10 protein-coding genes are annotated in these 14314 nt (G+C 44.8%); 6 read left to right on the top strand and 4 right to left on the bottom strand.

Translation table 11 applies throughout. The annotated features are described in order from the left end of the window. Positions 1 to 275 precede the first annotated feature (275 nt). The 3 genes from MAE_RS09405 (at position 276) to hemW (ending at position 5900) form a co-directional block, all read left to right on the top strand. Positions 276 to 3953 (top strand): Calx-beta domain-containing protein, encoded by a 3678-nt coding sequence (locus tag MAE_RS09405; RefSeq protein ID WP_041803980.1) that lies wholly within the window; start codon positions 276 to 278, stop codon positions 3951 to 3953. Between the two features lie 116 nt (positions 3954 to 4069). After that, a complete protein-coding gene (locus MAE_RS09400) occupies positions 4070 to 4579 on the top strand; it encodes a PEP-CTERM sorting domain-containing protein (RefSeq protein WP_231859758.1) in 510 nt (169 codons plus the stop codon). Between the two features lie 148 nt (positions 4580 to 4727). Further along, on the top strand, positions 4728 to 5900 hold the full coding sequence (gene hemW, locus MAE_RS09395; RefSeq protein ID WP_012265363.1) for a radical SAM family heme chaperone HemW: 1173 nt from the start codon (positions 4728 to 4730) through the stop codon (positions 5898 to 5900). A gap of 237 nt (positions 5901 to 6137) precedes the next feature. On the opposite strand, the gene MAE_RS09390 is transcribed toward hemW, so the two are convergent. Both MAE_RS09390 and MAE_RS09385 read right to left on the bottom strand, forming a co-directional pair. Then, entirely contained in the window at positions 6138 to 6458 is a 321-nt protein-coding gene (locus tag MAE_RS09390) for a cupin domain-containing protein (protein WP_012265362.1), read from the bottom strand. After that, on the bottom strand, positions 6458 to 7030 hold the full coding sequence (locus tag MAE_RS09385) for a shikimate kinase (protein ID WP_012265361.1): 573 nt from the start codon (positions 7028 to 7030) through the stop codon (positions 6458 to 6460). Before MAE_RS09385 ends, MAE_RS09390 begins: the two co-directional genes overlap by 1 nt. A 233-nt stretch (positions 7031 to 7263) precedes the next feature. Here MAE_RS09385 and MAE_RS09380 point away from each other — a divergent pair, with 233 nt between their 5' ends. Further along, entirely contained in the window at positions 7264 to 8337 is a 1074-nt protein-coding gene (locus tag MAE_RS09380) for a Gfo/Idh/MocA family protein (RefSeq protein WP_012265360.1), read from the top strand. 51 nt (positions 8338 to 8388) lie between these two features. Here the strand turns inward: MAE_RS09380 and MAE_RS09375 are convergent, their stop codons facing one another. Beyond that, positions 8389 to 8724 (bottom strand): excalibur calcium-binding domain-containing protein, encoded by a 336-nt coding sequence (locus MAE_RS09375; protein ID WP_012265359.1) that lies wholly within the window; start codon positions 8722 to 8724, stop codon positions 8389 to 8391. A 138-nt stretch (positions 8725 to 8862) separates the two neighbouring features. Between MAE_RS09375 and MAE_RS09370 the strand changes: the two genes are divergently transcribed. Then, a complete protein-coding gene (locus tag MAE_RS09370; protein ID WP_004266827.1) occupies positions 8863 to 9114 on the top strand; it encodes an AbrB/MazE/SpoVT family DNA-binding domain-containing protein in 252 nt (83 codons plus the stop codon). 728 nt (positions 9115 to 9842) lie between these two features. Here the strand turns inward: MAE_RS09370 and hisD are convergent. Beyond that, complete coding sequence (gene hisD / locus MAE_RS09365) at positions 9843 to 11147, bottom strand: histidinol dehydrogenase (RefSeq protein WP_002798851.1); 1305 nt, start codon at positions 11145 to 11147, stop codon at positions 9843 to 9845. A 67-nt stretch (positions 11148 to 11214) separates the two neighbouring features. On the opposite strand from hisD, the gene MAE_RS09360 reads away from it, so the two are divergent. Beyond that, positions 11215 to 11901, top strand: a complete 687-nt coding sequence (locus MAE_RS09360; protein WP_041803978.1) for a hypothetical protein — start codon at positions 11215 to 11217, stop codon at positions 11899 to 11901. The last annotated feature ends 2413 nt before the right edge of the window (positions 11902 to 14314 follow it).

Raw genomic sequence — 14314 nt, 5'->3', positions numbered from 1 at the left:
CCATCGGTAGATGAGAGTTTTATGGTGAGAGAATAGATAGGCGAAAGCTCGATGATGCTAGTCACGGGTAGTGGAGTTTTCTAGAGCCTTCCTTGTGGGGTGGGATTGCGGTTGAAGTGTTTTTGAGCTTCCGCAGTCAGTTAGGAATAGTGGTTGCCAATAAGAATGGGGACAACCCGATTCTCGTCGGGGGGATTTTTTAACCTTTTATAGATGCCTCGTTCACGGGAAAACCGCTATCGGTATTTTTTTCGAGAAGAAAGACGGGGGAAATTATGAATACTATCTCTTTGTTTCCTGTTTATAGTTTATCGGATGATTTAAGCAATAATTTATCGTTCAATCCGCTCTCAGATGAACAACCGATTATTTCTGTTGCTGTATCTCCTGAAAGTGTTACCGAAAATGGCGCAGATAAGCTAGTGTTTACCTTCAGCCGAACTGGGAATATCACTAATGCTTTAGATGTTTTAATAAGTATTGAAGGGACGGCATCTAATTATAGTGATTACTCACAAACAGGGATCAACTTTGGTCATCCTCAATACGGTGATGCTTTTTATGTTCACTTTGGGGAATGGTCAGAAACAACTACCGTCACCGTCAACCCTTATGCTGATAATAATGCAGAATCCGATGAAACCGTAACCTTAAGAATTTTGGAGACTCCTGATAATTCTGGTTATGGTATCGGCATCAATTATTCAGCAACAGGAACGATTATTGAACCGCCACCGCCACTGCCGCTCATTTCTATTTCTGGGCCTTATCCGGATTCTTTGGCTGATGACATACAATTTGTAATGCCTATCAGCGGTACCCCCTATATATATAATGATGCCGGCACAATAGGGCCTGCTGGTGGTCCTTTCCCTAACCAGCAGTCCTTATCTAATACGGTGCGAGAAGTTTCTCTAGGAACACCCACTTTAATTCAAGGTGTATATGAGTATATTTGGCATCATGGCTGTGGTCCAACTGCAGCAGGTATGGTGATTGGTTACTGGGACAGAAATGGTTTTCCGAATTTAATTCCAGGAGATAGTACAACTCAGACAAATGAAGTAAACGAAGCTATTGCAAGTAGTGGCCACTATAATGATTATTCTCTACCAAGAGATGATGAACATACCGGTCTTTTACAGGATCGATCTGTCTTCGGTGGGGCTCACTCTAGTGATTCTCTAGCCGACTTTATGAGAACATCTTGGAGTAGTATCAGTAATTACTATGGATGGTCTTGGTTTGACGATGTGGATGATGCCATCATCGGGTATACAAACTATCAAGGTTATGCTCAGTTTAATTCATGGAATGAAGTCTGGGGGGGTTTTACTTGGGATGACTTCGTGAATGAAATCAATAATGCGCGTCCCATGGTATTTTTGGTGGATACGGATGGTAATGGTGGCACAGATCATTTTGTAACTGCTATTGGTTATGATGCAACTACCAGGCAATATGCCTGTCATGATACCTGGGATGGTGCGGCAGTTCGGTGGTTTGATTTCTCCCAGATCAGCAGTGGTAAACGATGGGGAATTTACGGAGCGACTTTTATTCAGCCACCGAAACCTACTATTTCCTTGAGTGTTTCACCTAGTAGCATTAGTGAAAATGCAAGCGGAAACCTAGTTTACACCTTTACTCGTACAGGTACAAAAACGAATCCTCTTACGGTTAATTATCTTGTCGGTGGATCAGCAACCTTTAACACTGATTATACTCAAGTGGGTGCTACCAGTTTTACGGGGACATCTGGAACGGTCACTTTTGCCGCTAATTCCCCAACGGCGACTTTAACTGTTAGCCCAACGATAGATACTAATATCACTGAGGGCGATGAGACCGTGGCTTTGACGTTAGTAACAGGAACAGATTATAATATTGGTACAACCACCGCGGTTACTGGCACTATCCTCAATAACGACTATCCTACAGATATTCTTCTCACCAAAATACCTGCTGTTGGGAATCTCCCAATTGGCACACTATTAGGGAACTTTAGCACTGTAGATCCTGATGTTGGTGATGCCTTTACTTATAGCTTAATATCTGGACTGGGTGACAGGGATAACAGCCGATTTATTCTTGTGGGAAATCAACTCAAAACTAACGCACTCTTAAACACCCAAGATCCGTTTGACTTTAGTATTCGAGTCAGAACTACAGATCTAGGGGGTTTATCTTATGAGGAAATAATACCCATTCGGAGCCTTATAGGTGATGCTTGGGGAGATGTACATTTTCTCAATTTTGATCGCCGAGTCGATCAAAAACCTGGCGTTGATTCTTGGTTTCATCAGCAATCCGTAGGCGACTTTATTCTCGTTAAGTCCACTGTTGATGGTTGGCAAATTCAAACTCGTCAAGAACCTTGGTTCTACGATTCTAGAGTTTCTGTAAACACCGCTTTTTCGACACAAACCGAAGGTTACAAAATTATATTCGATCAAGATTTTGAGCCAGACAAAAAACTCAAAATTGACGGGGCTAAAATGACATTAACCAGTGGCCAATTCCTCACCGTTGGTAACTCTCTAATCCAGCGACAAGATAATGTCTATACCTTAATTTATGCTGGAGCAGACAGGAGGCTCTATACGGCTGACGATGATAGACTTATCGCTTGGGACAATGGCAATCATATCAACATAACTGTTCTTCCTTCCTACGAACGAGTAGGTCTGATGCAAGGATTTCTGGGGAATGGAGATGGTAATCGCTCTAATGACTTCGCTCTGCGGGATGGGACTTTATTACCAGCTGATCCCAGTTGGGAGCAATTGCACGGAGTATGGGCTGATAGCTGGCGGGTGCGTCAGAGCGAATCCCTGTTCGATACCCCCTCGCCTGACGCTCCTTCTCCCCCTCGAATCACCCTAGACGATTTACCCCCCGATCAAGTTCAAGCCGCTATCGATGCCGCCATTCGAGTAGGTATCCCGGATGAGGCCTTGGATGCTGTTGCCTTAGACTCTGTGATTACCCAAGATCAAGGCTTCCTCGACGGTGCAGCTAACCAGTTCTCACCGAGATTCAGTATCACAAGCTCCTCTGTTGCCGAAGAAAATAGTGATAGTCACGCGGTGCGTCTAACAGTCAATCTTTCGATTCCTAGCACGCGCATCGTAACCGTAGATTACGCTACCCAAGATGGTACGGGAAATCATCCAGCGATCGCTGGTTCCGACTATACCGCCACCAATGGTACTTTAACTTTCCATCCCGGTACTACGGCCCTAACCCTAGATATCCCGATTGTGGGGGATACGGGTCTCGAATTCGATGAAAGTTTCTCGGTTAACCTCACTAACCCAAACGGAGCGATTCTCGGAACCGATCGAGGTAATGTCACGATCCTAAATGATGATGTAAATGCACTGCCCACTTTTGTCGGTACTAGCGGTAATGATGTTTTTGCCGGGGGTGACGATAATGACATTATCAACGGGCGGGAAGGCGATGACAACCTAAATGGCGGTGCCGGCGATGATATCCTGAACGGTGGCCCCGGCAAAGATGTCCTTACTGGTGGCACGGGGGCCGATACCTTTGTTTACCAGAACTTTACCGACTCTCTGTTTGCCAATCCCGATCGCCTGCGGAGTTTTAACCCCGATGAAGGCGATCGCATCTACCTAGTCACGACTCCAGACGCTACCTTCAACGCGGGGATTATCAGCGCCGCCAATCTAACCGAAGCGGTAAACCTCGCCTACGCCGATGCCGATCCCAACACCCCCGGAATGCAAACGTTAGGGGTAAATCAGGCGGTCTTCTTTAGCTTTGGTGCCACTACTACAACCCGTCGCAGTTATCTCGCTGTCAATGACAATATTTCCGGCTATAATGCGGCAAGCGATCTTTTCATTGAAGTGACAGGAATGGTCGGAACCTTATCCACAGGATTATTGGTCTCCAATAACTATTTCTTCGACGCTCTTGGTTAAGAAGAGATCGCATTCCCAATAAACAACCTCTTTGGAATATGCGAGATAAAAGTCAACCTGCGAACTATCATCCCGTTCTGAGCCTCGGCCTAGCCACGTCCATTACTCTGGGGATATTGTCCACACTTCCGAACAAAGCCATCGCCTTTAGCTTTACCGGTCCTTTCGCCCCGAGTAATTGGACATTAACTAATACCAATGCCGATGGGTCAGTGGACACCACCAATGCCGCTACTGGTACAATTGTCCTAGCTGGTGGCAATAACGGGAGCAATTCAGCCGGTACAACCGATTGGACTATCCCCATCAACGCTTCTAGGGCCGGTAATATTCTCTTTAACTGGAGCTACTTTACCCTAGATACTCCTGGATTTGACTCGGCGGGTTATCTTCTCAACGGGACCTATACTCCCCTAGCGACTCAAGACGGGGACTTCAGTGCCGCACCCGTATCCCTTAATGTCAATATCGGGGATGTCTTCGGTTTTCGTGCGGCTACTGACACGAACAGTGACGGGCCACCCGTGTTTACTGTATTCGCTGTCCCCACGGTTCCCGAACCCTCATCAATTGTGGGTTTGTTAGCGGTTGTCGGCTTAGGGGCTATATCCTTGAGAAAACAGTAGAACCGAAAACCGTATTTAGATCGTCCTCACTGCGAACTCTGGTAATAATTACACCGCTTTCGCAGGGGACGCGGTTGACAATCGAGATTAGTCATGCAGACCATCACCCTGAAGTAGGTCAACGTCCAGTTCTATTCCCTGCGCTTTAATGTCCTATTTTCACCCCGTAACCTCGGTTTATATTCATATTCCCTTTTGTCGTCGGCGCTGTTTTTACTGCGATTTCCCGATTTTTGTCCTTGGTAATCGCACCAATCCGGCGACTTTTCCCCCTGTGGTGGAGTATGTGGAAATATTACAGGAAGAAATTAGCCTTAGTCAGGGGACGGGGAAACCCCTAGAAACAATTTTTTTTGGGGGGGGGACTCCTTCCCTATTACCGGTGGAATTATTAGGATCGATTCTGGATACTTTAGCTAAAAAGTTTGATTTTGCGGCCGATATAGAGATTTCTATGGAGATTGATCCGGCTACCTTTAGTTTAGAACAATTACAGGGTTATCTTAGCGCAGGAGTCAATCGGGTTAGTTTAGGAGTACAGGCTTTTCAAGAACCATTATTACAGGTTTCCGGTCGATCGCATACTGTTAAGGATATCTATCAGGCAGTGGAATTAATTCAGGGATTGGGAATAGTTAACTATAGTTTGGATTTGATTTCAGGATTGCCACAACAAACCCTGACAGATTGGGAAAATTCCCTAGAAAAAGCGATCAAACTGCAACCGGCCCATCTTTCCTGTTACGATTTGGTCTTAGAGGCGGTTACTCCTTTCGGTAAACAGTATCAACCGGGGAAAAAACCCTTACCCGATGATGAAACCACGGCAAAAATGTATGTTTTAGCCGGTGAAAAACTAGCTTTAGCCGGTTATCAACATTACGAGATTTCTAACTATGCCAAACCGGGTTATCAATGCCGACATAATCGGGTTTACTGGGAAAATCGTCCCTATTACGGCTTTGGTATGGGGGCTGCTAGTTATCTTCATCAACAACGTTTTACCCGTCCGCGCAAAAGTCGCGACTATTTCGCTTGGGTAAAAGAAGGCTGTCAGATTGACGTGGAGAAAAATAGCTTGATTGATGATCTTCTCGAAACCTTAATGCTAGGGTTAAGGTTAGCAGAAGGTGTGAGTTTGCCCGCAATTGAAGCTAATTTTGGCTCGGAAATCAAAAAAGCAATTTTAGAGGTCTTAGAGCCGCATAAACAGCGTAATTTAGTAATAATTGAGGGGGATAGCAGGGTAAGATTAAGCGACCCCGAAGGTTTTTTGTTTTCTAATCTAGTTTTAACCGATTTATTCGATCGCTGGCAATAGTTAGGGTCTGCTGAAAAAGTTTGTTGGTGGGGGCAGGGTGTGGGGTGTAGGGTGTAGGGTGTAGGGTTTTACCGATTTTGAGGTAGTCAGTTACCTAATTTTCAGGGAAAAAGTACCTGAATTTTACCCCCGATCACTCCAATGGCTGGCACTTTTTGAGGGGAAAAAAGTCCAAAAGTCTTATCCAACAAGGTTTTTAGATTTATTCAGCAGACCCTAGTTAGAAACTATATTTTACTAGCGATAATGGATAGCTAACCAAATACAAGGGGGATTATTGCTAGTAAATTCGACGCGATGTTTTTGGTGAGGAAGAATCAGCAGATAATCCCCTGCTTGCAGATTAACTTGGCTGCCATCCTCATAACTAATCTCAGCGAATCCCTGTAATAAAATCACCCATTCAAACTCAGATTGATCGTACCATTGACCCCTGGGAGTGGTTTGACCGGTGGAAATAATTCTTTCCAGACGAATAGCCTGACTTTGGGCCAAAATTTCCAGAATTTCTCGGTCAGGAATTAGTTCAGGTAAATCAAAAATTGAAGCTGCTATCATTAGTTATGATCCCTTTCTGGATGAAAATCTTTAATCACCGTCGGTATTGCTGTTAAAATTTTCTCAACGATATCAGTAGGTGTATCTAGGTCAGAAACAACAATCCGAAGATCTGCTTCTGCATAAAGTCCTCGTCTTTGTTCTAATAATAATTCCAGTTTACTGTCTAAATCAGTGGACTGAAGCAAGGGACGAGAGGTATCTTGTTTTAAACGTTTAACCAAGATTTCTAGGGGAACATCTAACCAAATCATTAAACCGTGACGAAGATAACTCCAATTCATCGGTTTTAAAACCATCCCTCCCCCGGTGGCAATCACAGTTTTAGTCAGAGAGGATAATTCGGCTAAAACTTGGGTTTCTAACTCCCGAAAAGTCGCTTCTCCCTCGTCGACAAAAATTTCCCTGATTTTCTTTCCCGCGACCCTTTCTATTAATATATCTGTATCAAAAAAACGATATTGTAACCGTCGGGAAAGCAACTCTCCCAGGGTGGATTTGCCAGATCCCATCATTCCTAGCAAAAAAACACTTAATCCCCGTAAGGAGTTAAAATCCGTTGAATTGTCCATAGTTAAAATTTAGCTGAATGTAGTCCTCGCTACTAAGGGACGATGTTTTGATAAGCATGTGGGAGTAAAAACCGCGAGATGAAATCAGAAAATCTTCTCAGAACTCCCATTGACACCGACATCGTGTCAGAATCTGGATAACCATGATACCATCTTGGTAATTAATCGACAAAATCAGCTTGATTAATCTAATCAAGTGGTGTGGGGAGTGTGAACACAGGAGTCTAAAATTCATGTCCAATCAACCAGCAAACTTTCCGGGTAACAGAAATCAACTCAAACCGATTAAAGTCGGGATTATCGGGGTCGGTAACATGGGACAACACCATAGTCGCATCCTGAGTTTATTAAAAGACGTGGAATTCGTCGGGGTGGCCGATGTCAACGTCGAAAAGGGACTGGAAACTGCCAGTAAATACCGAGTCCGTTTTTTTGAAAATTATTTAGATCTCTTACCTAGGGTAGATGCGGTTTGTATCGCTGTCCCCACGCGGTTACACCATCGAGTCGGGATGGACTGTCTGCAAGGGGGAGTACATACCTTGATCGAGAAACCGATCGCCGCTAGTATTAGTGAAGCGGAATCTTTAGTCAATGCGGCAGCCGATCACGATTGTATTCTGCAAGTGGGTCATATCGAGCGTTTTAATCCCGCTTTCCAAGAGTTATCGAAGGTCTTGAAAACCGAGGAGATTTTAGCGATTGAATCCCATCGCATGAGTCCCTATTCCCAACGCGCTAATGATGTGTCGGTGGTGTTAGATTTAATGATCCACGATATAGATTTAATTTTAGAATTAGTCTCCGCTCCCGTGGTGAAATTAACCGCTAGTGGTAGTCGCGCTGCCACTGATTCCGGTTATCTCGATTATGTCACTGCAACCCTTGGTTTTAGTAATGGAGTAGTGGCTAATTTAACCGCTAGTAAGGTGACTCATCGCAAGATTCGCCGTTTAGCAGCCCACTGTAAAAATTCTCTCACGGAAGCGGATTTTCTCAATAATGAAATCCTCATTCACCGGCAAACCACCGCTAACTATAGCACCGATTACGGTCAAGTTCTCTACCGTCAAGATGGTTTAATTGAAAAAGTTTATACCAGCAATATTGAACCTCTACACGCGGAATTAGAACATTTTGTTCATTGTGTGCGCGGTGGGGACCAACCTTCTGTCGGTGGGGAACAAGCTTTAAAAGCTTTACGATTAGCTAGTTTAATCGAACAAATTGCCCTTGATGGTCGCGTTTGGCAACAATCGGACTGGAATTATCAATATCTTAATTCTCCCGTGATTACTGCTTCTTAATTGTTTCTACCCCGATTCTTTAAATGAGAGAATTGGGGTGAGGAACCAAAATTAGTTATTTTGAGAACTTTCCAAACATTTTTCTGAGGATTTTTTTCCACACCATTGACTTTCACAGGGAACTCCATCACCGTCTCCATCCATTTTGACATTGGGGCAATTTCTCAAGAAAAAAGTCGCTTCTGCACAGGAGGTCATCTGGGAACAGTGAGTTCTACCATCGCACCGAAACTGTGGAGAAGGACTAGGTTTTTTCTGGGGAGTGGGACGATTATTGTTGTTAGCTACGGCTAAATTATTGAGGGTTTGATTGCCAGAAATTGGTGATTTTATTGATATTTGTTCGCTCAGAAAACCCAGAATTAAAATAACAATTACTTTTTTCATAAAATGCTTGCCTGATTCTCTGCTCTTATCATAGTACCAGATAGGATACAGGATAATAAATCAGAGTTATTCCCAGGTAAACGTTTGGGGGGGGTCAAGCAGCCAGTGGCACTGAATCTTCCGATTATTTGTTAGTATATGCAGAAAAACACCATGAAAATTAGCCCTAACGGACAAATCACTATTCCCCCTGATATTCAAGAAAAGCTTGGGTTGTTACCCGGTACAGAAATCCAGCTGGAAGTGATTGGGGATATCTTGCAAATTCGCAAGCCTAGAACCCTAAGCCGGGGAAAGCAACTGATTGCCGCTATCCGTGGCAAAGCAACTAGCCGTCTAACAACCAACGACATCATGCAAGCGACCCGTGATACTAAATCCGGTTATTAAAGACTGATTATTTATTCCCCCTTTGCCTCTTGCATGAGTAGAAAACGGGTTTCTCGGAGAAACCCGTTTTCTGTGCGTTACTCAACAGATTTAATGACTCTAATAACTAAATCAGGCTTGAGTCTTCTTAGTTGAGTCCCATAGAGAGGATCAACATTTTCATCTAAGAGATATTTCAGACTCATTTACTTGTTTGACTGCTTTTCTTTGTTGCCTTAACTTTCTTAATTTTTCCGCAACAGGAGGAGGATGGCTCTTCGGTTTGTGTTATGCAATAGAGGGGGGTTGTAAGGGATGGAACCCTTATATAGAAAGGCATTTAGCGATTTTTGTCAATTGTTTTTTATCTAGAGCGAACTAATCAATTAAGTCTCTTGCCAGATAAGGATTTAGTCGATTTATGCCCCCCTATCGAACCATACCAAGTAACGAAGAACCAGCTGTACTGAATTTAAAAAATAAGCTTGCCTACATATCTAAGTTATTCCCCGTTTCCTATTCCCTGTATTTAGGGCTTGCTGAATAAATCTAAAAACCTTGCTGGATAAGACTTTTAGACTTTTTGTCAATCCAAAAGTACCGGCCGTGGGAGTGAGCGGGGGGAAAATTCAGGTACTTTTTCCCTGAAAATTAGGTAATTGACCAGATGAAAATCGGTAAAACCCTACACCCCACACCCCACACCCCACACCCTGCCCCCACGAAAAACTTTTTGCCGCAAACCCTATTTAGAGTAAAATTTCCCTGTGTTGAATTGCTAATTTATGGGCGGGAAAACCTTCGTACTCGGCTAAAGTTTTCGTGGTTTCTTTTAACTTTTCAAAGCCTTCAGGGGTGACATAAGCCAAAGTGGAGCGCTTGAGAAAATCATAAACCGAAACCGCCGAATAGGAACGGGCAAAACTTCCCGTCGGCAGCACAGCATTGACTCCGATGGCGTAGGTAGCCATAGAGGAAGGAGTATGATTTCCCAGGAGAATTTCGCCAGCATTTTTAATCTTGCCCAGAATGGCAAAAGGATTACTAACTAAAACCTCTAGATGTTCCGGGGCGTACTCATTGACAAAATCGAGGGATTGCTGCAAACTATCGGTTAAAATTATGCCCCCATAGGCGGCTAAACCCGCCTCACAGAATTCCCGTCGCCAATCCGGGAGTTTTTGCAGGTATTCCTGTGCATATTCACTAGCAGCGATCGCCAAATCTTCACAGTGGGTGACTAATAAAGCCGCCGAATCCGCCCCGTGTTCCGCTTCAATTAATAAATCCAAGGCCGCTAAACGGGCATCGGTGGACTCATCGGCCAAAACTATCGACTCACTTGGACCGGCCGGCAAACCCACATCCACAGTACCGAACAGTAACCGCTTGGCCGCCGCCCCATAGACGCTGCACGGACCGGTAATTTTGTCAACCCTTTTGATATTTTTTGTTCCCAAAGCCAAAGCGGCGATCGCTTGTACGCCCCCTAATTTATAAATTTCTCTGACTCCAGCCATCTGCGCCGCCACCAGAGAAACGGGTTCCACGTTGCCCTGTTTATCGGGGGGAGTGCAAACGACAACTCTTTCCACTCCTGCCACCATTGCCGGGATGGCTAACATTAACATCATCGAGGGAAAAGCACCGCGGCCCCGGGGAACGTATAAACCCACATTGGGGATAGGAGAGATTTTTTCGCCGGCAAAGACACCGGTTTCAATTTCTGCCAGTAGTGTTTCTTCTGGCATTTGGCGACGATGTACCTCTTGAATATTCCGGAAAGCCTGTTCAATGGCAGTTTTTACTTCCGGTTCAATTAAATGAAAAGCCCGCTCAAATTCTGCCTCGCTGACTTTGATATTTTCTACCGTCGCACCTTCGTAGTCAAAACGCCGCACATAGTCCACAACGCCGGCATCCCCCCGTTCGCGGATGGTTTCTATGACCGTTTGAGCGACTTTGAGGGCGTTATCAATATCTAACTCGGCTCTTTTCTGAAGTTTTGCCCGTTCTGCGCTACTTAATTGCGAAAGTTTTAATATTCTAACCACTATTGCTGCTCCTACTGCCCCCCGTCCTCTCAAGAATAGCGGGGAATCTGAATCTTTTTTGATTATAATGCAGATCATGTTTAAGCTCTCTTGCTGTTCTGTAAATGCGATCGCTCTTGGTTTATTATGGGGGGCGATTGGTCCGGTGTGGGCAGAAACGGAGTTAGACTTAGACCCGAAAATTCGGCAAGAAAGCCCAGTTTTAGAGCGTTGGTTAGAAAAAATACCCGATATCGCCGAAGATATTCGCCGCGATCCTAGTTTTCGCACTCGTATCCGTTTAGGATATGCAGAGTTTCCTTCTACCGATAATTCCAGTGGCGTGATTTTGGGGGTAGAAGATGTGTTTTTCGGTCAAACCAGTTTAACCCTAAGCGGCGATTATCAGACGGCTTTTAACGGCAAAAGGACGGCAATAGGAGCAAATTTACAATACTATCTCCTCCCTTTGGGTGATTATGTCAATCTGGCTCCCATGGTGGGCTATCGTTACATTCAGACAGGAAATTACAGCACCGATGGGCTTAACTTAGGATTAAAGCTCAAATTAGCCCTTTCTCGCACGGGGGCAGCAGATATCACCGTCAGTCAGAGTTTTATCTCACCGGGGGGTGCTAACGAGGTGGGATTGACTACTCTTTCGGTTGGTTATGCGATTACCTCTAATTTACGTTTAGCCGCCGATATTCAAGCCCAAAATTCCCGCGCCCGTAAAGATAGCTCCCTAGGAATTTTACTGGAATGGCTGCCCTAATTAGGGTTTGCGGCAAAAGGCAAAAAGTTTTTCTTGGGTGTAGGGTGTGGGGTGTGGTGCGATTCGTTGGCTAGAAACTAGACAGTAAGACGTTTAGAGGATTAGCCGCTTGGTAAATGTAGTACCTTGATAACTTTATAACCCTACAGGTGCGGGTTAGTAATAACCTTAGTCCTGTCCTCTAGATGCCTAGAGTGACGGCATTTCCTGCTGCTTTAGACTTGGTACATCTGAGGTAGTGAGCGAGGAAAAAAAAAAGCGGTATCTGATAGCCTAAATCAGAAACCCGTTGAGCCAGAACCTATGGATAGCCCTGGGGCGAAGATACGAATTAACCATCGTCAACACCCACGAGCCAAAAGGCTGACAGGCTCGAAACAAAAGTTAACAGAGTTGGGGCTGATAGCTCATACCACTATCAGTAAGGCATTCCCGTTACTCTGTTGTGGACAGTATCATCCTAAGGGTTCAACCAATGGTTATAGGGAACGAAGTAACCCTGATTGACTCTGCCCGTTCGGGGCAGTAGGAAACCATCCGCAAGTCAATAGAGGGAGAGGATGTCCTTAAAAGCCAAGGCTTTGAGTAATATCAAAGATATGCTGACAAAGGACGGGTAACTAGGAAGTCTAAGCAACAATCAACGGTCATATACGCCCTAAAACCAACAATCTTGTCTGGTGGGGATACAGCCAAGAGGGTTGAATAGACAAGGAAATAATAATTCCCATTATTATTCTACTAATGACAGTAGCCTAGTTACTCAGGAGCCGGATACGGCGAAAGTCGTAAGTCCGGTTTTGAAGCAGGGGGTGGGAAGGCGACTTCCTGCTCTACTGTAACGGGTGTAGGGTGTGGGGTGTAGGGTGTGGGGTGTGGGGTGTAGGGTGTAGGGTGTGGGGTGTAGGGTGTGGGGTGTGGTGCGATTCGTTGGCTAGAAACTAGACAGTAAGACGTTTAGAGGATTAGCCGCTTGGTAAATGTAGTACCTTGATAACTTTATAACCCTACAGGTGCGGGTTAGTAATAACCTTAGTCCTGTCCTCTAGATGCCTAGAGTGACGGCATTTCCTGCTGCTTTAGACTTGGTACATCTGAGGTAGTGAGCGAGGAAAAAAAAGCGGTATCTGATAGCCTAAATCAGAAACCCGTTGAGCCAGAACCTATGGATAGCCCTGGGGCGAAGATACGAATTAACCATCGTCAACACCCACGAGCCAAAAGGCTGACAGGCTCGAAACAAAAGTTAACAGAGTTGGGGCTGATAGCTCATACCACTATCAGTAAGGCATTCCCGTTACTCTGTTGTGGACAGTATCATCCTAAGGGTTCAACCAATGGTTATAGGGAACGAAGTAACCCTGATTGACTCTGCCCGTTCGGGGCAGTAGGAAACCATCCGCAAGTCAATAGAGGGAGAGGATGTCCTTAAAAGCCAAGGCTTTGAGTAATATCAAAGATATGCTGACAAAGGACGGGTAACTAGGAAGTCTAAGCAACAATCAACGGTCATATACGCCCTAAAACCAACAATCTTGTCTGGTGGGGATACAGCCAAGAGGGTTGAATAGACAAGGAAATAATAATTCCCATTATTATTCTACTAATGACAGTAGCCTAGTTACTCAGGAGCCGGATACGGCGAAAGTCGTAAGTCCGGTTTTGAAGCAGGGGGTGGGAAGGCGACTTCCTGCTCTACTGTAACGGGTGTAGGGTGTGGGGTGTGGTGCGATTCGTTGGCTAGAAACTAGACAGTAAGACGTTTAGAGGATTAGCCGCTTGGTAAATGTAGTACCTTGATAACTTTATAACCCTACAGGTGCGGGTTAGTAATAACCTTAGTCCTGTCCTCTAGATGCCTAGAGTGACGGCATTTCCTGCTGCTTTAGACTTGGTACATCTGAGGTAGTGAGCGAGGAAAAAAAAGCGGTATCTGATAGCCTAAATCAGAAACCCGTTGAGCCAGAACCTATGGATAGCCCTGGGGCGAAGATACGAATTAACCATCGTCAACACCCACGAGCCAAAAGGCTGACAGGCTCGAAACAAAAGTTAACAGAGTTGGGGCTGATAGCTCATACCACTATCAGTAAGGCATTCCCGTTACTCTGTTGTGGACAGTATCATCCTAAGGGTTCAACCAATGGTTATAGGGAACGAAGTAACCCTGATTGACTCTGCCCGTTCGGGGCAGTAGGAAACCATCCGCAAGTCAATAGAGGGAGAGGATGTCCTTAAAAGCCAAGGCTTTGAGTAATATCAAAGATATGCTGACAAAGGACGGGTAACTAGGAAGTCTAAGCAACAATCAACGGTCATATACGCCCTAAAACCAACAATCTTGTCTGGTGGGGATACAGCCAAGAGGGTTGAATAGACAAGGAAATAATAATTCCCATTATTATTCTACTAA

The sequence above is a fragment of the Microcystis aeruginosa NIES-843 genome (assembly GCF_000010625.1).
GTDB classification, from domain to species: Bacteria; Cyanobacteriota; Cyanobacteriia; order Cyanobacteriales; family Microcystaceae; genus Microcystis; species Microcystis aeruginosa.
The sequence above is the reverse complement of the archived record's forward strand: the minus strand, read 5'-3'. Positions and strand labels throughout refer to the sequence as shown.

What these genes read in the sequence shown, in the direction of transcription:
- hemW (WP_012265363.1), top strand. Translation starts at nt 4,728, where the DNA reads ATGTCCTATTTTCACCCCGTAACCTCGGTTTATATTCATATTCCCTTT.
- MAE_RS09405 (WP_041803980.1), top strand. Translation starts at nt 276, where the DNA reads ATGAATACTATCTCTTTGTTTCCTGTTTATAGTTTATCGGATGATTTA.
- MAE_RS09380 (WP_012265360.1), top strand. Translation starts at nt 7,264, where the DNA reads ATGTCCAATCAACCAGCAAACTTTCCGGGTAACAGAAATCAACTCAAA.
- MAE_RS09370 (WP_004266827.1), top strand. Translation starts at nt 8,863, where the DNA reads ATGCAGAAAAACACCATGAAAATTAGCCCTAACGGACAAATCACTATT.
- MAE_RS09385 (WP_012265361.1), bottom strand. Translation starts at nt 7,030, where the DNA reads ATGGACAATTCAACGGATTTTAACTCCTTACGGGGATTAAGTGTTTTT.
- MAE_RS09375 (WP_012265359.1), bottom strand. Translation starts at nt 8,724, where the DNA reads ATGAAAAAAGTAATTGTTATTTTAATTCTGGGTTTTCTGAGCGAACAA.
- MAE_RS09360 (WP_041803978.1), top strand. Translation starts at nt 11,215, where the DNA reads ATGCAGATCATGTTTAAGCTCTCTTGCTGTTCTGTAAATGCGATCGCT.
- MAE_RS09390 (WP_012265362.1), bottom strand. Translation starts at nt 6,458, where the DNA reads ATGATAGCAGCTTCAATTTTTGATTTACCTGAACTAATTCCTGACCGA.